Annotated in this window: 18 protein-coding genes and 1 rRNA gene; 3 read left to right on the forward strand and 16 right to left on the reverse strand. The window is 45.7% G+C overall.

Annotation, left to right across the window (positions count from 1 at the left end; translation table 11 throughout):
• Positions 1-14: 14 nt before the first annotated feature.
• From BM210_RS25810 to BM210_RS25825, 4 genes are all read right to left on the reverse strand, one after another.
• Positions 15-1,268, reverse strand: a complete 1,254-nt coding sequence (locus BM210_RS25810; protein WP_091174996.1) for an efflux RND transporter periplasmic adaptor subunit — start codon at positions 1,266-1,268, stop codon at positions 15-17.
• 13 nt (positions 1,269-1,281) lie between these two features.
• Positions 1,282-4,383, reverse strand: coding sequence for an efflux RND transporter permease subunit (locus tag BM210_RS25815; protein WP_091174997.1), 3,102 nt, complete (start codon positions 4,381-4,383; stop codon positions 1,282-1,284).
• A gap of 287 nt (positions 4,384-4,670) precedes the next feature.
• On the reverse strand, positions 4,671-6,050 hold the full coding sequence (locus BM210_RS25820; RefSeq protein WP_091174999.1) for a HAMP domain-containing sensor histidine kinase: 1,380 nt from the start codon (positions 6,048-6,050) through the stop codon (positions 4,671-4,673).
• Positions 6,047-6,724 (reverse strand): response regulator transcription factor, encoded by a 678-nt coding sequence (locus BM210_RS25825; RefSeq protein ID WP_091175000.1) that lies wholly within the window; start codon positions 6,722-6,724, stop codon positions 6,047-6,049. The genes BM210_RS25820 and BM210_RS25825 overlap by 4 nt, the downstream gene beginning before the upstream one ends.
• Before the next feature lie 217 nt (positions 6,725-6,941).
• On the opposite strand from BM210_RS25825, the gene BM210_RS25830 reads away from it, so the two are divergent.
• From BM210_RS25830 to nagA, 3 genes are read left to right on the forward strand one after another with little or no spacing between them, the layout of a single operon-like run.
• Positions 6,942-7,784, forward strand: a complete 843-nt coding sequence (locus tag BM210_RS25830; RefSeq protein WP_091175001.1) for a MurR/RpiR family transcriptional regulator — start codon at positions 6,942-6,944, stop codon at positions 7,782-7,784.
• Between the two features lie 19 nt (positions 7,785-7,803).
• Positions 7,804-8,532 carry a glucosamine-6-phosphate deaminase gene (gene nagB / locus BM210_RS25835; protein WP_091175003.1) on the forward strand — a complete coding sequence of 243 codons (729 nt, stop codon included), beginning with the start codon at positions 7,804-7,806 and terminating at the stop codon, positions 8,530-8,532.
• Entirely contained in the window at positions 8,529-9,740 is a 1,212-nt protein-coding gene (gene nagA / locus BM210_RS25840) for an N-acetylglucosamine-6-phosphate deacetylase (protein WP_091175005.1), read from the forward strand. The genes nagB and nagA overlap by 4 nt, the downstream gene beginning before the upstream one ends.
• A 137-nt stretch (positions 9,741-9,877) precedes the next feature.
• Here nagA and murQ read toward each other — a convergent pair whose 3' ends face one another.
• The 12 genes from murQ to rrf form a co-directional block, all read right to left on the reverse strand.
• Positions 9,878-10,795 carry an N-acetylmuramic acid 6-phosphate etherase gene (gene murQ, locus BM210_RS25845; protein ID WP_091175006.1) on the reverse strand — a complete coding sequence of 306 codons (918 nt, stop codon included), beginning with the start codon at positions 10,793-10,795 and terminating at the stop codon, positions 9,878-9,880.
• Entirely contained in the window at positions 10,795-11,820 is a 1,026-nt protein-coding gene (locus BM210_RS25850) for an N-acetylglucosamine kinase (protein ID WP_091175008.1), read from the reverse strand. Before BM210_RS25850 ends, murQ begins: the two co-directional genes overlap by 1 nt.
• Before the next feature lie 69 nt (positions 11,821-11,889).
• Positions 11,890-12,750 carry a MurR/RpiR family transcriptional regulator gene (locus BM210_RS25855; protein ID WP_371263543.1) on the reverse strand — a complete coding sequence of 287 codons (861 nt, stop codon included), beginning with the start codon at positions 12,748-12,750 and terminating at the stop codon, positions 11,890-11,892.
• Between the two features lie 42 nt (positions 12,751-12,792).
• On the reverse strand, positions 12,793-13,581 hold the full coding sequence (locus BM210_RS25860; RefSeq protein ID WP_256224036.1) for an HAD family hydrolase: 789 nt from the start codon (positions 13,579-13,581) through the stop codon (positions 12,793-12,795).
• On the reverse strand, positions 13,581-14,402 hold the full coding sequence (locus BM210_RS25865) for a carbohydrate ABC transporter permease (RefSeq protein ID WP_091175014.1): 822 nt from the start codon (positions 14,400-14,402) through the stop codon (positions 13,581-13,583). The genes BM210_RS25860 and BM210_RS25865 overlap by 1 nt, the downstream gene beginning before the upstream one ends.
• 76 nt (positions 14,403-14,478) lie before the next feature.
• Complete coding sequence (locus BM210_RS25870; RefSeq protein WP_371263544.1) at positions 14,479-15,447, reverse strand: carbohydrate ABC transporter permease; 969 nt, start codon at positions 15,445-15,447, stop codon at positions 14,479-14,481.
• Between the two features lie 40 nt (positions 15,448-15,487).
• Positions 15,488-16,519 carry a serine hydrolase domain-containing protein gene (locus BM210_RS25875; protein ID WP_177237998.1) on the reverse strand — a complete coding sequence of 344 codons (1,032 nt, stop codon included), beginning with the start codon at positions 16,517-16,519 and terminating at the stop codon, positions 15,488-15,490.
• Between the two features lie 42 nt (positions 16,520-16,561).
• On the reverse strand, positions 16,562-17,482 hold the full coding sequence (locus BM210_RS25880) for a C40 family peptidase (protein ID WP_091175017.1): 921 nt from the start codon (positions 17,480-17,482) through the stop codon (positions 16,562-16,564).
• On the reverse strand, positions 17,479-18,579 hold the full coding sequence (locus BM210_RS25885) for a dipeptide epimerase (protein WP_091175019.1): 1,101 nt from the start codon (positions 18,577-18,579) through the stop codon (positions 17,479-17,481). The genes BM210_RS25880 and BM210_RS25885 overlap by 4 nt, the downstream gene beginning before the upstream one ends.
• A gap of 94 nt (positions 18,580-18,673) precedes the next feature.
• Positions 18,674-19,993 carry an ABC transporter substrate-binding protein gene (locus BM210_RS25890; protein WP_091175021.1) on the reverse strand — a complete coding sequence of 440 codons (1,320 nt, stop codon included), beginning with the start codon at positions 19,991-19,993 and terminating at the stop codon, positions 18,674-18,676.
• Between the two features lie 187 nt (positions 19,994-20,180).
• Complete coding sequence (locus BM210_RS25895; RefSeq protein ID WP_256224037.1) at positions 20,181-20,783, reverse strand: L,D-transpeptidase family protein; 603 nt, start codon at positions 20,781-20,783, stop codon at positions 20,181-20,183.
• Positions 20,784-20,892: 109 nt separating this feature from the next.
• Positions 20,893-21,009: ribosomal RNA gene (gene rrf / locus BM210_RS25900) — 5S ribosomal RNA — on the reverse strand.
• Between the last annotated feature and the right edge of the window lie 80 nt (positions 21,010-21,089).

Consider the following 21,089-nt stretch of genomic DNA (forward strand, 5'->3'; position numbering starts at 1 on the left):
TCTCCTGCTGCGTTTTACTTGGCTACTTCAACCTTTTGCCCGTTTTTCAATTGATGCTGACCGGATACGACCACAGATTCTCCTGCCTTTACTCCGTCCAGCACTTCCTGAAATGCATCCTTAACACGTCCAATCTTAACCGCACGTTTCTCTACCTGATCTCCGTTCAGAATGAAGACAAAGGCTTCGTTGCCCTCTCTGACGATGCTTAAGCTTGGTACAGCAAGCCCCATTTCTTCCTGCGGGCTAGTCAATTGCAGCTGAACACGGCTGCCAGGCTTAATCGAACCATCCGGGTTGGACATATCCAGCTCGATCGAATATGCTTTGTTGCTGTTCATCTGATTGGCAAGATACGTCACCTTGGCTGTTTTTTTGTTTGACGGGTTATCTGCACTATAAAAGGTTAGCTCCTGCTTGTTATTAACCAGCTTGACGGCTGACTCTGTCAAATCGGCTTTAATTTTAAGCGGATCCAGCTGCTGTATCTGACCGATCTTGCCTGATCGGGACATATTCATGCCCACCTCGGCAGTCAGATCTGTTAACACGCCAGTAATCGGTGCCTTGATCTCATAATTTGCGACGGTATTGGCTGCGTCCTCCACACTTAGCCGCGCTGTCGCCACCTGTGATTCCTGTGAAGCAATCGGGTTGGTTTTATCCAAGGCGTCCAGCTTGTTCTGAACCGATTGTACGTCCAGTCGTGCGTTGGTTACGAGTGTTTCCGCTTGATCCACCTGACGCTTAGTCACCGTACCGGCTTCATAATCATTGCGTGCTTTGTTATAGTCCTTTTCAACATTACTCAATTGCTCATTGGCCTTAACCAGCGAGCTTTGTAGATCAACCCGGCTGTTATTCTGATCTTCAATCGATTTACGTAGTGTTTCCTCCGCGCCTTTAAGCGATTGCTCCCCCTTTTGCATTTGCAGCCGGGCATCACGGGCATCCAGCCGGACAATCACATCACCCTGATTGACAAGCTCACCCTTCTTCTTCAAAACCTCCAGAACCTGTCCGTCGGCTTTCGGAATCACATCAATCTGCACTGCGGCGCTGACATCCGCGATCTGCTCCTTGGGATCACCCATACTTTGCTGCACGATTGCAGCCACCTTGACTGGCTTATTCTGCGGCTGAACGGCTGCTGCTGCCTGTGGCTGCGCAGAAGTCGAGCATCCTGTCGCCAATGCGGTGACCACAAGAAGAATGCCGACGGCCCGCGAGCCGCTGCCGAAGCTAACTTTTGCCATCCGATTATTCATACTCTTCTCTCCCTTACATCTCTATAGTGGTGCTTGCCTTTGGTTTGTTCTTACGCTGCATCCGTTGACCAATACGCTTTTTGGTAGATTCTATTAGCTCATATACAACAGGAACAACTACCAGTGTGAGGATTGTCGAAGTCGTCAGACCCCCAATAACAACGACGGCCAAGCCTTTCGAAATCAACGTGCCTTTTGTAAATCCAAGCGCTAAAGGCATCATCGCCATAATCGTAGCACCTGCTGTCATAATAATAGGTCTGAAACGAACCATCCCCGCCTCTACCAGTGCATGGCGTACGGTGTATCCTTCCTCACGCAGCTGCTGGGCACGGTCTATGAGCACAATCGCATTCGTAACTACAATACCTATCAGCATCATAAAACCAATCATGGAAGTTACGTCGAGCGATTGCCGTGTTATCAGCAGTCCCAATAATCCACCAATGGCGGCTAATGGTAGTGAGAAGAGAATCGCGAATGGTGCACCTGCATTACCAAAGGCTAAAACCATGACGAGATATACGACGGCAATCGCAGCCGCCATAGCTACAAACAGCTGTGAAAAGCTTTTATTGATATCGGCGCTAACCCCTTTGACTTCGCGGGATACGCCATCTGGCAGTGCCACCTTGCTTAACTCAGCAGATACTTTAGCGCTGACTGCCGACTTATTGACGGATTCAATCTTCGCAGTTACCTTCAGCACCTGCTCCTTACTTTCACGTTGAAGGGACAGTGGAGCTACAACCTCCGTCAGCTTCGCAACCTCATTCAAATAAATCGTGGCGTTTGAAGCTGTTTTGAGCGGGATTTTTCCCAGCTTCTCGATTGAATCTTTATCCGATTTGGACAGCTGTACGGTTGTTGTATAAGTCACATTGTCAAATTGGATGTCTCCGAGCTGATCCTTCATAATCCAGCTTCTTGCGGTGTCGCGAACCTGCGAGGTGCTGAGTCCAAAAGATCTAGCTTTACTTTGATCAACTGTGATTTGCACCTGAGTTTTGGAATCACTGAGTGAATCCTCAACCTCGCTCAACTCCGGATATTCCTCTAATTTTTGTTTAATCGTGACAGCTGCTTCTTGTAACAGGAGTTGGTTATCCCCTTTTAATGAATACGAGAAATCTGTCGATGATACCCCACCGCCACCGCCAGCTAGCGACTTCGGTGTTACTTCCGATCCTTTCGGCAGTTCATAGAGCATGCGTTCCTTGAAATCCTTTTTCACCTGATCGGGATCGGCCTGAGCATTAACCTCGGTATAAATCTCAGCCATATTCGCTACCTGATCCTTACCACCGCCGTAGCCCACTAGCGCTTCAACAAAGGTAAACAGCGGCTGCCCCTTGCTGTCCTTGGCTTCCTGCATCATGCCTTCCAATTCCTTGGAAATCTGATCGGTTCCATTGATGGAAGTTTCATTAGGCAGCTTAATCTGGAAATACATCTGACGTTCGGATCCGCTGCTTGGGATAAAGCTGACAGCCAAATTCGGAACAATCGCAGCTATCGATACCACAAACAACAGTCCGGAAATAATTAATGTTTTGAAGCGATGGGACAAACATGCTTTTAAAATCTTTTCGTACAGCATCATAAATCTGCCTTGCTTGTTTTCGTCGTGGTGGCTAATCTTGTCATTATTGAGTACCAGCAGCTTAGCCATCATCGGGATTACCGTCAAGGCTACCAGTAGAGAAGCCAGCATTGCCGTAGCAACCGTGATTGCAAACGGGCGGAACAGCTCGCCAACGATACCGCTGACCATCCCGATTGGGGCAAACACCCCAACTGTAGCCAGTGTTGACGAGGTAATGGCCATCGCTACCTGCTTAGTCGCAAGCTTAATGACAGATTCATTGCGCTCCTGCGCTTTCTGCAGCGATGCATAGATATTCTCGATAACGACAATGCTATCATCGACGACTCGACCTACTGCTATAAAGATACCGCCAAGCGTCATCGTGTTTAAGGTGATTCCAAATTGCGATATGACGAGCAGCGTGATCATAATCGATAACGGTATCGAGACGAGTACAATCAAGGTCATTCTTACATTTCGCAAAAAGATCAATATCATTAAGGACGCCAGTAAAGCTCCTGTTATCCCTTCCTTCAACATACCGCTAATCGATTCCTTAACGGAGTCTGCACTGTTATACACGGACTTGAACGTAATATCCGGAATGGTTTGTTCCCATTTCTTGATCAGCTTATCTGTATCATCCGAGAAATTCACGGCATTCGCATTGCTTGTTTTATACAAATGAATACCAAGTGCAGGCTTATTATCCAAGCGGGCAATAAACTCGGAATCTGTCACAGCCTGAACCTTCGCTACCTGCTTCAGCATCAGCGTACTGCCATTACCTGCAGCGATCTCCATATTTTCCAGATTATAAAGACTGTCAATGTTTCCTGTTACACGGGCGACTTTCGTATTTCCGTTAAAATCAACGGTACCAATAGCTCCGTTAGCCAATGTATTTTTCAAGATCGTACTTACTTGTACAGGTGTCAATCCGAAGCTTGTCAGTGCATCAGCGTCCAGCTCAATATCCAGCGAGGTTTTTCTGGCACCAATCGAATCGATATGATCCATACCAGGTATGGACTCCAAGCCAGGCTTGATCTGATCCTCATAGATCTTGTCTAACTCGGTTTGGCTCATCCCGTTGTCTGCATAAATCGACATGTAGTACGCGGGAATCGAAGCAAAGCCGAATGTCGAAGCTTTAGGCCTCTGGGCAGATGCAGGCAAGCTCACTTCCTGAACTAGGCTTTCTATCTCCTGCTTTTTCTTATCAATGTCCACACCTTGCTCGAACTGAACGATAACCGTTGAAATGTTATCGCTGGAAGTCGAAGTCAGGTTATCCAAGCCTTCTATATTTGAGATCTTATCCTCAATAGGCTTCGTGATTTCCTTCATCACGTCTGTAGGAGATGCTTGATAAGTCGTGGAAACCAACACTACCGGAAAAGAAATGTTCGGCATATTTTCTACCTTGATCGTAGAAGCCGAATAAATACCTCCGCTTAACAAAATAGCGACAATAATCAGAATGGCCGCCACATTTTTCATTGAGAAGTTTGTAAGCTTGTTCATGGTTTCCCCCTCCTGATAGCTTCATAGGAAGCTTGCATCGTAAGCATATTCTAAGTTTTGCTAAGCAAAACGGACTTCTTAAACATCTAGAGCCAAGCATACATAACCAATATGAACTCAATATGAACAAAGTCATCTTTTATCGCAGCAAATATCAAAAAAACCATGGAGAGCTGCTCCATGGCATTAATCTTTGACAATCCTAAACATCTATACGCTAAATATTTGATACATTTAACATTTATCACCATTATTGAATAAACTTAATTGCCACTTTCATTTTTCATTTAATGTCGGATAGTCGTAACGGGTATACTGGGCAACGTCACCGAAAACGTGGAGCCTTTACCAGTCGCACTCTGTATGCTAATTCTCCCTAAGTGCAGCAGTACAATTTTATTAACAATGGCCAGACCGAGTCCACTGCCGCTATGCTCGCCTGTCCGCGACTTGTCGGCCTTATAAAAGCGCTCAAAAATTCTTCCCTGATCCTCCTCGGAAATCCCTATTCCTTGATCAGAGATGCTGACTGTAATCTCATTCGTAGTTTGTTTTACCTGAATATGAATCCATCCGCTCTGTGGTGAAAATTTAATACTGTTCGTAATCAAATTCATCCAAACCTGATTTAATAAATCCTCATCAGCGCATATTTTGATACTGGGCATATTCAACTCAAATTCGATTTGTTTTGCTGACCATTGAGGCTCACAAGCGACGATCACATGACGGATTTGTTCATCCAGGTCGTAGGTATGCGGCTGGTATGGATGATGCATCGATTCCAAAGAAGCAAGTTTTAACAAATTTTCGCTCATACGCGACAAGCGCTCACTCTCCGATTGGATAATCTCCAGATAATACAGCCGCTCTTCTTCAGACATCCGATTGCTGCGTAGCGCCTTGGAAAAGCCCGAAATGGACGTCAGCGGCGTCTGAATCTCATGGGATACATTAGATACAAAATCCTGCCGCATCTGTTCGAGCTGCTTGAGCTCCAGTGCCATTTCACTAAAGCTTTGTGCTAGCATCCCCAGCTCGTCCTTACGGCGTTTCAGCTTCCAATCCATATTGAAATCACCCTTGGACATCCGCTTGGTCGCTTCTGTCATTACTCTTAAGGGCTTGACTACATAACGCGCGGCTACGAAAATAAACAAACTTCCCATTAGCAGTGTAATGAATAAAGTGGTAATTACCGCCTTCTGCAGCGCACTCTCCTTGTTGTGCCTAGAATATTGGAAAAATATCGCATAGTGAACCGTATCGATTTGGAACGGAAATCCCACTACGATCTGGTCCGGGAAACCGCTCAAACTCCGATAAACCTCTCCGCTTTGGACCTGAACGACCACCGGATCAGCAATATCCACCTTCTCCCTTGGCTCGGTTTCCCCATATACATTCTTACTTTTGTTTTCCTCATATAAAGTGATATAGTACTCGGATAATCGGCTGACAGTAGTCAAATATTCGTGTATTTTCTCTTCCTTTAGAAGGGTTAACGTGTGCACGATGTCCTTGCCATTATCCATCATCTTATCCTGAATTTCTTCCCTGACCAGATTCGTATAAAAAAAGGTCGTCAAAAAAAATGCTGACGCCATTCCGAATAGAACTGCACCCAAAAATGTAAGTACCACACGGACATACAAGGTTTTGATCATGATCTCACCTCAAGCTTATAGCCAAGCCCACGAATGGTCACGATACTGAAGGTATCACCAGCCTCTGGAAAACGCTCCCTGAGCCTCTTAATATGGACATCCACCGTCCGGTCATCCCCTTCGTAATCCATTCCCCAAATTTGCTCGATGAGCTGATTACGCGTAAAAATTTGATTAGGATGGCTGAACAGCTTGAACAGCAGCTCGAATTCTTTGAGCGGCAGTGTTGTTCTCACACCATTTATAATAATTTCGAAGCTTTGCCGATTTAACTCGATATCACCAAACTGCACCATTTGCGAAGCCACAATCCGATACCTTTTCATCAAAGCCTTCACCCGTACAACCAGCTCCTCCGGATCGAACGGCTTGACCAAATAATCATCCGTTCCCAGCTGAAACCCTTTTACCTTGTTTCCTGTCTCACCCTTGGCTGTTATCATCAGCAGCGGCAGGTTCGGATATGCTGAGCGAAGCTCGCTGCACAAATCCCATCCATCCATCTCAGGCATCATGATATCCAGAATGACCAGATCAATTCGGGTTTTCTCCATCTGCTGCAAGGCTTCAACACCATGTCCAGCTTCCGTAATATCAAAGCCTTCCTGCCGTAAATATACTTTAATTAGCTCGCGAATATGAATATCGTCATCGACGATCAATATGTTGGCCACGAAGCATCCATTCCTTTCTAGCGTTTGATTCCCTAATTTTCAAAATGATTATGCACAATTTTCTTTGAACTGAGAACACTAATATAGCATACCATCGATTAACCATTCCAACATTCCACTTGAAAATACAACTCCAATTCGGTATAGTAATTATGTAAATTATTTTCTTAAATATATAAATATTAAGTAAATTATTTTCAAAAAGGAATGAGTCACGATGCCGGGAATTTTAAGCGCTATTCAAGAACAAATGGGTTCCATGAGCCGCAAAGAAAAAGAACTCGCCGCTTATATTATTGATCATTCAGCCAATATGACTCAGATCGGGATTACTCAATTGGCCAAAGACTCCGGCAGCAGTACAGCCACCATATCGCGTTTTTGCAAAATTTTTCATTTTGCCGGTTTTACCGAATTTAAAATCAAGCTGGCCGCTGAGCTAGCCCAGCCACCTGCAGCCCAATCCTACCAGGACATCATTGCGGATAACTCACTCAGCAATATCGTAGCGGCTATGGAAGCTAATCATGTGCGCTCCATCACGGATACCACTCGCCTGCTCGATATGAAGCTGCTTCAGAAAGCAATTGATGCTATTGCTGCTGCCAGACAAATCGATCTCTACGGCGTAGCCACTTCAGGGCTGGTTGCCCAAGATTTTTATCAAAAGCTGATACGGATAGGCAAGCGCAGTGTCGCCTTTTCCGATCCACATATGCAGGTGACTTCAGCATCCAGCTTGACTAAGGGCGACGTCGCCATTGGCATCTCCTATTCAGGAGAAACTACAGAAACCATCGCCGCGTTAAAATGTGCTTCTGAGCACGGAGCTACCACGATTTCACTTACCAAATTCGGTACCCATACTCTTACCTCGATTGCAGATATTTGCCTCTTCACCTCAACCCTAGAGGAAGGCATGCGCCGCGGTGATATGGCGTCCCGGATTGCCCAGCTGCATGTCATTGATATTGTATTTGTAGGCTTGTTGAGCCAACAATTTGATCAGCTCGTACCACGGCTGGAAACTTCATACCAGATGGTCCGCAAATACCGTTAAAAAAAGGAGCTCTACTATCATGCACATACTATCCTTCGATTCTCATCAAAAACTTCATGAATCCGGTGCAGGCATTATTATCGGCTTAGTACAAACGAATCCCAGAGCCGTATTGGGACTTGCTACAGGGGGCACGCCTATTGGCATTTATCAGGAAATCGTCAATAGCTATCAACAAGGAATCGTCAGCTTCAAAGATACCACTACCTTTAATCTGGATGAATATGTCGGCCTTGCTGAAAATCATCAGGAGAGCTACCACAATTATATGAATACCCATTTGTTCGAACCTATTCAGCTGCAGCGCAGTCAAACCCACATTCCTGATGGCAATGCAGCCGATCTGGAAGCAGAATGCCAAAACTATGATTGTTTGCTTGAGCGTGCGGGGCAAATTGATCTTCAGCTGCTCGGACTGGGACATAACGGACATATTGGGTTTAACGAGCCTAATCATGCCTTGATCGGAGGTACACATGTTGTGGAGCTCCGTGAAGAGACACGAAAAGCTAATGCCCGTTATTTCGATTCCATCGACGAAGTCCCCACACACGCATTAACTATGGGTGTAGGGACAATTTTGAAAGCCAAAATGGTTCTGCTCATCGTCAAGGGTGGCGATAAGGCGGAGATTGTCCAACGCGCACTGAAGGGTCCAATCACGACCGATTGCCCGGCATCCCTTTTACAAACACATCCACATCTGGTCGTACTTCTGGATTCAGAAGCAGGGAGGTTACTACCATGATCGCAACCCAACCATCTACATTTATTTATAATGCCCAAATCGTTACTCCTGAGACGATATTGGAAAAAGGCTGGATTTATTTCGTGGACGGTCAAATCAAAGCTATAGGAAATGAAGCTTCTTTCGAGGAGAACTTGTCCGAAGCTAAGCAAACAGCAGCTAGCAGCGAGGTATCCGATTTCCAACAAATTGATGCCGATGGAGGTTGGGTGCTGCCTGGTTTCATAGACGTGCATGTTCACGGCGGATACGGTCATGACTTCATGGATGCTGATAAAGCTGAACTTGATATTATTACACAATTCCATGCGATGAACGGTACGGCGACCATGCTGGCTACAACTGTTACAGCTCCCAAAGCAGCGCTCGATCAGGTTCTGGAACGGGTAGAAGCCTATAGCAAGCAGGAAATGCCTTATGCTCAGTTAATCGGAGTTCATCTCGAAGGGCCGTTTATTAGCGTGAAATGGCCTGGTGCGCAAAACCCTTTGCATATCGTACCGCCGCAGCCCGCTTGGCTTGAGGATTGGACGGAGCGCTTTCCTGGTGTTATTCGCATGCAGACACTTGCTCCCGAGACAGATGGCGCTCCTGCTTACATCGCAGCGTTAGTCAATCACGGGATTATAGCCGCGCTTGGCCATACCGATGCCACATATGAACAAGTAGAGACGTCAGTAAATTATGGTCTTAGCCATGCCGTCCATGCATTTAATGCGATGCGCGGATTGCATCACCGTGAACCCGGTACTGTCGGCGCTATCATGTCCAACCCGGCAATCATGGCTGAAGTTATTGCTGATGGTCATCACGTTCATCCCACAGTTATCGGATTGCTTGCACAAGCAAAAGGACCTTCCGAGCTGCTGCTGATCACCGATGCCATGTCGGCTGCTGGTCTTGGAAATGGCGAATATGATCTTGGTGGTCTTGGTGTCATTGTGCATGACGGAGTAGCCAGACTGAAGGAAGGGGACAGTCTGGCCGGCAGTACACTGACCATGATCGAAGCTTTCCGATATGCTGTGCTCCGTGCAGGAATCTCCGTAGAGCACGCCAGCCGCATGGCCAGCGGTAACCCTGCACGAGAGCTTCGCATCGATCAAAGCACTGGCTCCCTTCAGCCTCACAAGCAAGCTGACGTACTTCTGCTCGATAAGCAGCTGGAGCTGAAGCATGTTTGGATTGGAGGACGTTCCATCCGTTAAGGCTCTTCTTATATGAAGCATAACAGCCATCAAACCCATTGTGGGATTGATGGCTGTTTTTGCTAATTCAGGTTGTTCATCAAACGCTTCGCTTACCCGTTTGTTGTTTCCACCCATTCAAACATTAAGCACAGCTGCTAAGCTGAGTTTTCCTTCTCCAACCATCCGACGGCTTCGCCAAAGTGGTCATTGTTTACCTGCAAGGCTTGCAAGGCTCTTACTTTCCCGATGCCGAATTTAATCATCAGGATGGCTACCCTTGCATCTCCGTCCGACTGCAGTACATGCGATTCAGCTGTTGCTTGATCCACATCCGCAGCCTCCATGACAATGCGTACGATCCGATCCCGCAGCTTCAAGTTCGATGACTGTACGTTCACCATCAGGTTCCCGTACACCTTACCAAGCTTGATCATCGCTGTCGTCGTGATCATGTTCAACACCATTTTCGTTGCCGTACCGGCCTTTAACCGAGTCGACCCGGTTACAATTTCCGGCCCTACAGGCACCTCAATCGCATACTGCGCCGCCTCGCTTAATCTGGCGCCTGCGTTACAAGATACACTCGCGGTCAGCGCTCCCATCTCACGCGCTTTGCGGATCGCGCCGATGACATAAGGCGTATTCCCGCTCGCCGCAATACCGACTACCGCATCCGCAGCAGTTATATGCGATTGGATCTCTCGTGCCCCCGCGTCAGCGTCATCCTCGGCATTTTCGATCGAAGTCATAATTGCCGCTTCGCCGCCAGCAATGATCCCGGTCACTAGTTCCCGACTCACACCAAATGTCGGCGGACATTCTGAAGCATCAAGAATACCTAATCTGCCGCTTGTACCTGCACCTATATAGAAGAGTCTCCCACCATGCTTCATGACCTCAACAATTGCCTCAATCGCTGCACTTATTTCTGGCAGAGCCTGCTGCACCGAAATCACCATGGACTGGTCCTCAGCATTCATGATCTGGACAATTTCATGGACATTAAGCTTATCTAAATTAGCGGTACGCTCATTTCTTTGCTCCGTAAGAGGTTGGTTTTCGATGTATTTCATTATACTTTCCTCCCTGTTTCCCAAGCTCCGATCCTTTTTTTAACTAATTCAGTAATGGTAATGCCTGCCTGCTTTAGTGCGAGAATATAACAGCCTGCGACAGGCGGGATACGCAATCTGCTTAATCTAAGTCCGCTAGTCCGAATGCCAGTCTGCTGCCCTAACAGATTCATAAACCAATCATCAGAAAATACGCCACCACTCAAAACAAGTGGCAACTGCTTCGTTTCCGTTCCCGGCTGTATATCAGCCAATCTCCTGTTCACCGTTAAAGCCAACTCAGCCAACTCTTCTATTGCTTCTTCCATAATAGTAAGAGCCATGCTATCACCAGACTTCGCTGCAGTAACGACGAGCTTAGCCAACTCGGCCATCGCTGTACGTACGTTCGGTTGACCGTACACATAAGTAATGATCTGATTAGGGTCCCTTAAGGACCAATGGCTTAATATAAGCTCCGTCAATTCAGTCTGCGCGCCGCGCCCATCATGCTGTTTCATCACTGCGGTTAATGCTTTTTTTCCAATATCAAAGCCGCTTCCTTCATCGCCGAGCAAATATCCCCATCCTCCGGCACGCACGTACGTATCGGTCTCGGGTAAATAGCCGTAAGCAATCGAGCCAGTGCCCGATATGAGCACAATTCCCGCCTCGCCCCACGTGCCTGCAGAGAGCGCGGTCACGGCATCATTATGAATGGTTATAGGAACCTTCCCTGCAAATCTTTCCTCCAAAAAAGATACAAACTGCTCTCTATCCTCTGGTCGGTCCGCACCGGCCATTCCGAGAAAAATACCGTCAAGCTGCGACGAATCGCTGTGCGAGAGCTCCATAACACGCTCAATCAGCGTCGACAATTCCAGCTTAACCTCATCCCACGGCCTTGATTTGATGTTACTGGATTCCCCGCTGCATGCAGCCAATATATGACCGCAGCCATCACCGATCACACATGCTGTTTTCGTTCCACCGCCATCCACAGCGATGAATCTTTTGCTGTTATTATCTCGTTCCAAACCTGACATAAACCCATCTCCACTCCTGTTCTGCTTTTCGACAGGTCTGTTTATCTAAATGATATCCATTACGTAACCTTATCCATTCCGCTTAGAGCCTCTAACTGCCTTACGTGTTTTTTCCAAAGCCACGATGCTCTCATCGTAGGTTTGACTGGCAATGCCCACGTATAGGATATCGATCACATTGAGCTGTGCGATCCGAGAAGCCATTGCACCGCTTCGGATGCTTTGCTCCAAGGAGCTCGTAAATAACCGGATATCGGCTATTTCTTCAACCGGATTGCTGCCGAACTTCGTTAAGGAGATGACAGTAGCTCCGCTTTCTTTGGCAATATGCAGCGCCTGTATAATATTCTCTGTTTGTCCCGAGTAGGAGATCCCAAAAGCTACGTCCTCTTCAGTCATATTCGCCGCAAGGGTAGCCTGGGAATCAAAATCGGGTGCCGCCTCACACCAGCGATTGATTCGCGATAGCTTTTGTCTGAAGTCCTGTGCGATGACAGATGATGCCCCCACTCCAAATACATATACCCTGCGAGCATTGCTGAGACAGTGAACTGCTTTTTCCACATCTTCTGATGAAAGGACCGTTAGCGTATCTTGAATCGATTTGATGTTATTATGCGATACCGATTGGATCAAAGCAGGTACGGACCCATCGATTTGAATTTCCTGATATGACGCAGAGATGTTGTTTGAAGACTTAGCGAGATCAGCGGCGATATGCAGCTTCAACTCTTGGAAGCCCTTCATATGAAGCGAATGCGCCAGCCTGACGATGGTCGCTTCACTAACACCTGTCAATTGTGCCAGCTTTTGCACCGAGATATTAATGACTTTCTCCGGATGCTCAAGGATATACTCTGCTGCTTTCTTTTCTGTTGGCTTTAATGATTGAAGCGCCTCACGAATACTGACGAGCCCACTGTTTGACAAAAGCTCACCTTCTTCCTTCCTATACATGTATGAAATTGTAATTCATCCATTAATCTTATCCGTAAAGCCGCATTCAAGCAGTTCCTCCATTTGGTACACAACATGAGTCGGAACAAATGGAGGAGGATACGGTACTGTTGAGATGTGCGGGTTTTCCGCTTTCAGCTTTTCCTCACATATTTTCAAAAACTCAGCGCTTTCTGCACGTTTTTGCGGACTCATTGTCCGCAGCGACTCGGGCAATTTGCTATAAATGAATACGGATTGAGCACCCGATTCATTGGCTAAGTAGACATCATGATCAAGTCTATCTCCCACATGAGCAATGATTTGCCCGCGCTCCTTCAGCTCGCGTAATATATTGACGTCCGGCTTGCCGCAACCTACCTTCTCAGGTGTAATGATTTCGTCAAACCATACGTCTAAACCAAGCTCTTTCATTACCGGAAATTGATATTTATAAAATCCGTTTGTTACAACTGCAAGCATAAATCCCATTTCTTTCAAACGTTTGAGTGTAGGAATGATCGTTTTTTCGAGCAAATAAATTTTAGGGTCTATGGAATGTTTCAGCACCAGCTGCTCCACATCAATTTCAATATCGATCTGCAGCTCTTGCAGCAGCTTCCTGACCATCTCGTCCCAATCGTATGCCTCCACGGTCCGGTTCTGCTGCATACGAAGCTCGTGCTCACATACAAGTGCTTCCGTCGATTTGAAACTCCGCTGCAATTGATTCGAAATGAGCTCCTCCACCTCTGGAAAAACCCATTCTCCAAAAGGATTCTTCATTAAAGTACCATCCAGATCAAATGTAATCCATTTTTTCATTATTTAACAGCTCCTGTCGTCATTCCCTCTATAAATTGTTTGGAAGCAAAAAGAAATGCTATTATCAACGGGAGCGAAGACAGCGTCAATCCGCAGAACAGCAGGTTCCAATCTGTATCATATTCTCCAAATAACATCAACATGCCAAGAGGGATAGTGCCCAGCTCGGTACTTTTAATAAAAATTAGGGGGTAAAAGAAATCATTCCATATCCCGATTAAATCAACAATACTGACGGTGGCCAATGCAGGCCTCATCAGTGGCAGCACGATTTTGTAATATACCTGGAATTCGTTGCAGCCGTCTATCCGTGCGCTTTGATCCAGGTCTTTGGGCAGCGTACGAAAAAATCCGTAAAACACAAACACAGCGAACGAGATGTGACCAGCTACATACACGATAATAAGCGCAGTGAACGTATCTAACAGCTTCAGCTTCAGCATCATCATGTATAGCGGCGATATCGCCAGCTTCATAGGAAGCATAAGACCGAGCATGAAGAAAAACAGAACCAAACTGTTCCACCGAAATGGATACCTGGCTATATAAAATGCCGCCATAGATGAAACGAGCAAAATCAAGAGTACAGATACGCCACTGATGAATAAACTGTTCAAAAAGTAATCCGCAAAATGAACCTTTTGCCATACCATTACATAGTTTTCCAAAGAAAAGCTGCTAGGCAAACCTAACGGATGCGTCGTAATTTCCTGCTTTGTCTTGAAGGAAGAGGTGATCATCAAAAAAATCGGATATATGGACACAAACGTGAATAATGACAAAATGAGATACTTTACCGATTGTTGCAGCCGTATCGCCATGGATGACCTCCGAGGATTTTATACTTGTAGAGGTTGTTCAACAAAACGAACATGCACTCTTAGATGGAGTTTTCTATTAATGATCGACTTCCTTGCGTTTAAAGAAATACATGGAAACCGCAGTAGCTCCGGAGATTAAAAGCAACAAGACAACAGCAAGCGCGGAGCCCAAGCCAATCGACTCTCCACCGCCAACGGAACCAAACGCTAAACGGTAAAAGTATAAGCCTAACACATCTGTTGAGTAATAGGGTCCCCCCGATGAACCTTGCATCGCATAAATAAGTTCGAAGGTTTCGAAAGCACCAATAAACGTTAGTATCGACATAATCATAATGGATGGCATCGCTAGTGGGATGGTGATTTTGTAAATCATCAGAAAGCCCGAGGCCCCGTCGATTCTCGCCGCTTCGTAAATCTCTGGCGAAATCGCCTGCAATCCTACCAGGAATATAAGGACGGCAAAGCCAATACCGTACCAACTGTTCACAACAATAATTGTGTAAAGCGCCGTATTCGGATCTCCGAGCCATGGCCTAGCAAGCTCCTCAAGCCCAATGGCCTTAAGAAATGTGTTTAATGCACCATAGGTCGGATTCAGGATCAAGCTGAACAAAAAGCCGACGACGATGACGGATAGCAGTTTAGGAACGAAAAATAACGTCTTGAACCATTCTTTCCCACGAATTTTACTATTGATCAACAATGCCAATATAAAAGCTACGACTAGCTTGCACAGCATTGTCCCTATAAAAAACACCACATTGTGTCCGAGCGCCCGCGTAAACGTTTCTTTAAATGGAGACTCCGTGAACAGGCGGATAAAATTTTGCAGTCCGATAAATTCTCCCCGTAAAAGTCCCTTCCAAGAAAACAAACTATTAATCAGAGCCTGAAAAATGGGATAAATCATAAACCCTACATAAAAAATCAATGCCGGAAGCAAAAACAGATGGACCATATGCTTCATGAACCGCCGATTTTTCTTAAGGGGCGGTTTAGGTAAGTTGACTTCCTCTACACGATCGATACCTGTACCTGTCATAGGCAGCTCCTTTTATGAATAGGCTTATTCGACACCCGCCCTATGAGTGAAAAAGTGAAGAAAATATTTCATCATGCAGCTGTCGACGCAAATGTCTAATGGGATTGTTTCGGCCAAAATGCACAGCATTGGTTAAAAACACAACAATAAGCTCCCGTGAAGGATCAATCCATAAGCTTGTACCCGTAAAGCCAGTATGTCCAAAGCTACCCTGCCCCCACAATGTTCCGCAACTGTATGGTATCGCTTGAGGGTCGCCCAGTACTTCCCAACCCAGGCCTCTATTTAGTAACGGTTTACTTAGCGCCGCCTGTATGAAAGGCAGTGGAATAATCCCACCTTTTTCAGAGTCCAACCAAAAATCTGCATATTTGGCTAGATCAAAAATCGAACTGAACAACCCGGCACTTCCCGAAACGCCCCCCAGATGATAGCATTTCTCATCATGTACTTCTCCAACGATATAGGCTTCGTCTACGAATTCAGTAGCAGCAGTCCTTGTTCTTACAGCTTCATCAGGATTGAATCTGGTGTCTGTCATGCCAAGCGGTTCAAATACAGCTTTACGCACATATTGTTCTAAGGACTCACCGGATACAGTTGATATGATTTCACCCAGCAATATCATGCCAAGATCACTATATACAACTTGCTGCCCTGCAGGAGACAATAGCTCTTGCTTTAAAACATCGTCCAGAACGCGTCGTCCTTGCATCGACCTCGGCTCAGCAGGGAGATCAGCGGGCAATCCTGAGCTATGCATCAGCAAGTGACGAATCGTTACCTGATCCTGATTGAATGAGGGGATATATGTCTTCACTTTATGCTCCAGACTTAGCTTGTCTGCAGCTGCGAGCGTAAGAATAGCGGGCAATGTGGACACTACTTTTGTCAGCGATGCGAGATCAAATATCGTATCCAAAGCCATAGATTTCAGTTCTTTGCCATCTGAATACGCGCCGTAGGCTTTAAAAAATTGAAACTTGTTTTTTATCGTTACGCTTAGTACCCCACCCGGTATTTTCTGTTCCTGAACCCAGCCTTGCACCAATTTATCTACATTATCCATCATTGTGTGTCCTACCATCCCCAACCGTCTTCTGTTACGGCTTATCTATGCCCAATATCTTTTTGACAAGCAATGCTCTTTTGCCAGCTTGTATTCGTCCAGACGTACCTTCTCCACTTTGCTTCTGGAATCAGGTGAATGGATCATCGTATTGTCTCCCATGTAGATGCATACGTGGTGGATAAGTCCCTTTCCCTCGTCCCTTGCAAAAAACAACAGGTCTCCCGGTTTCAATAGATCGCGAGGAATTTCTATCCCGTGCCGCGCTTGATCGGAGACGTCGCGGGGAATTTCTATTCCTTGTGACTTGTGTAATTGGTATGCGAAGCCCGAACAGTCAAAACCAAAAGATGATATGCCACCCCACAAATAAGGCAGTCCTATAAACTTCTTAGCTTCTTCCACTATCTGCTTACCTGCATCAGAATGGCGCGGCTCATCCTTCGATCCCGTAATAATTCGCACATCTTTCCGGTTGAGTTGTCCAACCCCAATAGGTGTATCTACTCTTATGGTTTCACCGATTTCAGCTAATATTGGAAGCCGGGTTAAGTAGCTCAGCTCCATTTCCGATAATTCTATAGAAAGCATAGCACGATTAGACATTACCTCGGCATATTGTATCTCAGCATCAGCTGTCCGATGAAGCTGTTCCGCCAGTTGTCGCTTAGGTACCCACCCTGGGTAGCCAAGAGCGCTGTTTCGTTTGAATTGATCAGGAATGCAAACCTTCACCCAATCCCTGCTTTCCTCCATAACAATAACTTCCGTTCCCATCAATATCTGCGTTTGCACCCGGTTCGCATCGCAAAGGTCCAGCTTATCCGTAACCGATAACCCTTGAACCCAGCTCTTTAGGTCCACCGGGTTTTGCATAGCCGGTTCATCCATGGGTCTGGGCGATTCAGGAGTTGTCCATACCGTTGCTACCGATACTGCCACTTGCATCCTGATCAACGCATTCATTCCACTGCCTCCATCACAAAGGGCTTTACCTCCTGGATGCCAAGCCCAGCTTCTTGTGGAAGTATCATCAGCGGACCCTCGTATATGACCCCGCCTTTTACAGTCTCATGAAGCAGCATCAACGGCGCATCTAAGTCGATGCGGGTAATATTTTTTTTACTTGCCGCAAAATGGGCCGCAGCCGTGACGGCTAATCGTGATTCGATCATACTGCCAACCATGCATTCGATACCAAACTCATCGGCCATTTGATTGATGAGTTGTGCTTTATAAATGCCGCCCGATTTCATCAGCTTAATATTTAACATATCCGCCGCACGGCGTCTAATAATTTCAAATGCCTGTTGTGGAGAAAACATGCTCTCATCCGCCATAATAGGTGTTTCCACCGCATCGGTTACACACTTCAAGCCGTCAATATCATGCGCCTTCACCGGCTGCTCTACGAGCTCGATATTTAACCCCATATCTTCCATACGACGGATAGAGCGAACCGCTTCCTTGGCCTGCCAGCCTTGATTAGCGTCAACTCGAATTTTGATTTCGTTACCTACCCGCAGACGAACCTCTCGAATACGTTCAATATCTTGTTCAATCGAATCTTTTCCTACCTTGATTTTCAGAACATAAAAGCCCGATTTCACACATTCTACCGCATCTTCCCCCATTTCATAGGGCGAATTGACACTGACGGTAAAATCCGTCTCTAGCCGATCTCTATAGCCTCCAAGAAACTTATATAACGGCATGCCGCTAAACTGACTCACCAAATCGTAGATAGCCATATCGACAGCCGCTTTGGCGCTGCTGCAGCCAACCATGGAATGGTGCATAGACTGCAGCAGTTGCTCGTAAGCGAGCACGTTCTTACCAATCAAAAGCGGTGTGAATGTTTTGACAATTGCCGCTTCAATACTTTCCAAGCTGTCCCCGGTTATAACAACGGTGGGCGGGGCTTCTCCCCACCCCATATTACCGTTATTCAATGTGATTCTAACCAATACCGACTCAGCGTGGTGAACCGTCCGAAGTGCCGTTTTAAAAGGTTTGATCAGAGGGACGGATTGGCGTATCGTGTCGATGCTCCGAATTTCCACAATCTCGCCTCCTTAACGTTTTCGCAGAAAACTTACTTCGTAAGCATTACTAAGTTTTCATAGAAAACATACTTCGTAAGTTTCACACTATTAATTATTTCTGTGGTTTAAACCACTTGTCAGCGGAAGCTTGCGTGTCCTCAACCACTTTCTCAGGCGTCAATTTGCCAATATACATGCCTTGGAGTGAATCCTCAAACGTCACTTTTGTAGTAGGCGTGCCTTGACTGAAGTAGCTGAGCAGCAAGTATGGCGTACTATTCTTCTCGCTTAACTGAGCCATTTTTTTGAGCTGTGGATGCTTCGGTTCAACTCCATTAATCGGGCTAACACGGGTGAGCTCGTCGCTGAACATTTGACCAAACTTTTTAGACGCCATGAATTCGATAAATTTGATTGCTTGCTCTTGATGCTTTGAGCTTTTAGCAATACCGAACGAGCCGTCTACCCATGTAGCGATTTGAGCCGGTTCTCCTTTTTTAGCGGAAAAACCAGCCATAAATTCAACAGGGAACGTCACTTTGTTGGCTTCGAACGTTTCCAGCCTTTGGCTTCCGTTTATGTACATGGCGGCTTTACTCGTATAGAACAAGCCTTGCGCGTCTTTGTCTTCAATAGCTATAAAATCTTTTGGAAAATACGCTTCGAGCTGCTTCATTCTCTTTACAGATTCTAAAAATTTAGCATCCTTGAAGTTAGTGGTTCCTTTGAGAAGAGACTGCAAATATTCGGTCCCTCCGTATGCGCTTGGACCAATTACCGCGTGACTCGTTGAGAGCAAGTAAGCCGCTTTGCCAGATTGAGCGATCGGAATGATATTTTTTGCTTTCAGCGCATCACAGGTTTTCACGAATTCTTCCCAAGTTTCTGGTACCTGCAGACCATTGTCATCAAAGAGCTTCTTATTATAGAAAATAACAGCATTATTTAACATTAAAGGAATACCGTAGACCTTATTATCTGTGCCTCTCGCTGCATCCAAATAGCTGTTTTGAAAATTCTCTATACCTTTCACCTTGTCCAAAGCAGTTAGATAGTTTGCGTCTGCAAGCGCTTTAGCACCGTCGTAAGGTCTAAGCTGTAAAATGTCTACGCCTGTGCCCGATTGCAGAGAATTCGCGAGTATCGTATTGTATTCTGTCGCTTTGTACGGCTTGAATTCTATCTTTATATCTGGGTTATCCTTTTCAAATTCTGAAATAAATTTGGCATAGCCATCTTTATCTTCCGGTCTCCAGCTATACATGACCAGCTTTACCGGATCACCTTTCGGTTTGGCCACTTCGCTGCTTGCAGGCTTGGAATCAGCAGGTTTAGTAGCAGTAGGAGTGGTTGCACTTCCACCACTGCAAGCACTAACAATCGAGCCCAGCAAAATTAACGTGGTACCGAAATATAATTTATTCCTTTTCATGTCATCAAGCTCCCTTTTTATAATATTTCGTAACTTCTTAATGAAAGTATATTAAACATTGTTACTTATTGTAAAGGTTTTTTTGTAATTTTATTTCTTTCTATGTAAATTCCACAATTTTTCAGCATCTAAGCTATAATTTGCACAAAAAAAGCCGGATTACATAAAGTAACCGGCTGTTTCCTTCTTAGCCTATCCTGATCTTCGGATTTTTTTGCGGCTGGATTGAGTTCATTAGAAGAACTAAATGGTCATAGGACATGGCAATACAGCCTAAAGTGGGGCTGCTCTCACTCTCCCATTCATGAATAAAGATAGCGCTCCCTTTACCCTTAATCACAGGCTCCATATTATACTTAATAATGATTGCATATGTGTACAAGGGATGAACCAGCGTCTCGAATGAGTTCCACTTGCTGGAAGGAATTCCTTCATAATAAATCCACTGGTTATACTCATCGGAATAAGGGTCATCAATCCAGTAGTCATGTAGGGTCACTTGATGGTATGGGATGGAAAACCCATTTGATACGCTTCTGCTACCAAACGACTCACCAAGCTCATATAGACCCCTTGGCGATTTTCCATCACCTTCTGATTTGTCATCGGTAAGTCCATTTTTACCAATGACCGCAGGGATGGTGTCTATCGTTTGAGCCCATTTCTGATCGGTCTTTTCAAACAATTTTACTGTTGCGTGAAACAAGCTATTGTCAGCTATCTCCACCACAATGATTTGCTCACTGTCTGACACAGAATCAAGCATGCGCTGATTTAGAATGTGAACCACAGTAATATCCTCCAATAATCACTTGATCCGCTCGTGCTGCAAATTAGGCTTAACAAGGGCCTGAATATACAAAAAAACAGCTGATCTCTAAGATCAACTGCTTCATCGTGCTTGGCGACGTCCTACTCTCCCAGAACCCTGCGGTTCAAGTACCATTGGCGCTGAAGGGCTTAACGGTCGTGTTCGAGATGGGAACGCGTGGTTCCCCTTCGCCATCATCACCAAACTAAAAGCTTTCGTTAGAAAGCTGGCTTCGTAAGCCTACGCTTTTTTCGAAGCATTACTTCTTCGAAAATGCTGCGAGAA

The organism is Paenibacillus sp. 1_12, from assembly GCF_900114475.1.
Taxonomy (GTDB): domain Bacteria; phylum Bacillota; class Bacilli; order Paenibacillales; family NBRC-103111; genus Paenibacillus_S.

Bases quoted from the DNA above. Each gene is read 5' to 3' on its own strand.
- BM210_RS25860 (WP_256224036.1), bottom strand. From the start codon at position 13,581: ATGAAAAAATGGATTACATTTGATCTGGATGGTACTTTAATGAAGAAT.
- nagB (WP_091175003.1), top strand. From the start codon at position 7,804: ATGCACATACTATCCTTCGATTCTCATCAAAAACTTCATGAATCCGGT.
- nagA (WP_091175005.1), top strand. From the start codon at position 8,529: ATGATCGCAACCCAACCATCTACATTTATTTATAATGCCCAAATCGTT.
- BM210_RS25865 (WP_091175014.1), bottom strand. From the start codon at position 14,402: ATGGCGATACGGCTGCAACAATCGGTAAAGTATCTCATTTTGTCATTA.
- BM210_RS25820 (WP_091174999.1), bottom strand. From the start codon at position 6,050: ATGATCAAAACCTTGTATGTCCGTGTGGTACTTACATTTTTGGGTGCA.
- murQ (WP_091175006.1), bottom strand. From the start codon at position 10,795: ATGAAATACATCGAAAACCAACCTCTTACGGAGCAAAGAAATGAGCGT.
- BM210_RS25815 (WP_091174997.1), bottom strand. From the start codon at position 4,383: ATGAACAAGCTTACAAACTTCTCAATGAAAAATGTGGCGGCCATTCTG.
- BM210_RS25810 (WP_091174996.1), bottom strand. From the start codon at position 1,268: ATGAATAATCGGATGGCAAAAGTTAGCTTCGGCAGCGGCTCGCGGGCC.
- BM210_RS25850 (WP_091175008.1), bottom strand. From the start codon at position 11,820: ATGTCAGGTTTGGAACGAGATAATAACAGCAAAAGATTCATCGCTGTG.
- BM210_RS25870 (WP_371263544.1), bottom strand. From the start codon at position 15,447: ATGACAGGTACAGGTATCGATCGTGTAGAGGAAGTCAACTTACCTAAA.
- BM210_RS25890 (WP_091175021.1), bottom strand. From the start codon at position 19,993: ATGAAAAGGAATAAATTATATTTCGGTACCACGTTAATTTTGCTGGGC.
- BM210_RS25875 (WP_177237998.1), bottom strand. From the start codon at position 16,519: ATGATGGATAATGTAGATAAATTGGTGCAAGGCTGGGTTCAGGAACAG.
- BM210_RS25880 (WP_091175017.1), bottom strand. From the start codon at position 17,482: ATGAATGCGTTGATCAGGATGCAAGTGGCAGTATCGGTAGCAACGGTA.
- BM210_RS25830 (WP_091175001.1), top strand. From the start codon at position 6,942: ATGCCGGGAATTTTAAGCGCTATTCAAGAACAAATGGGTTCCATGAGC.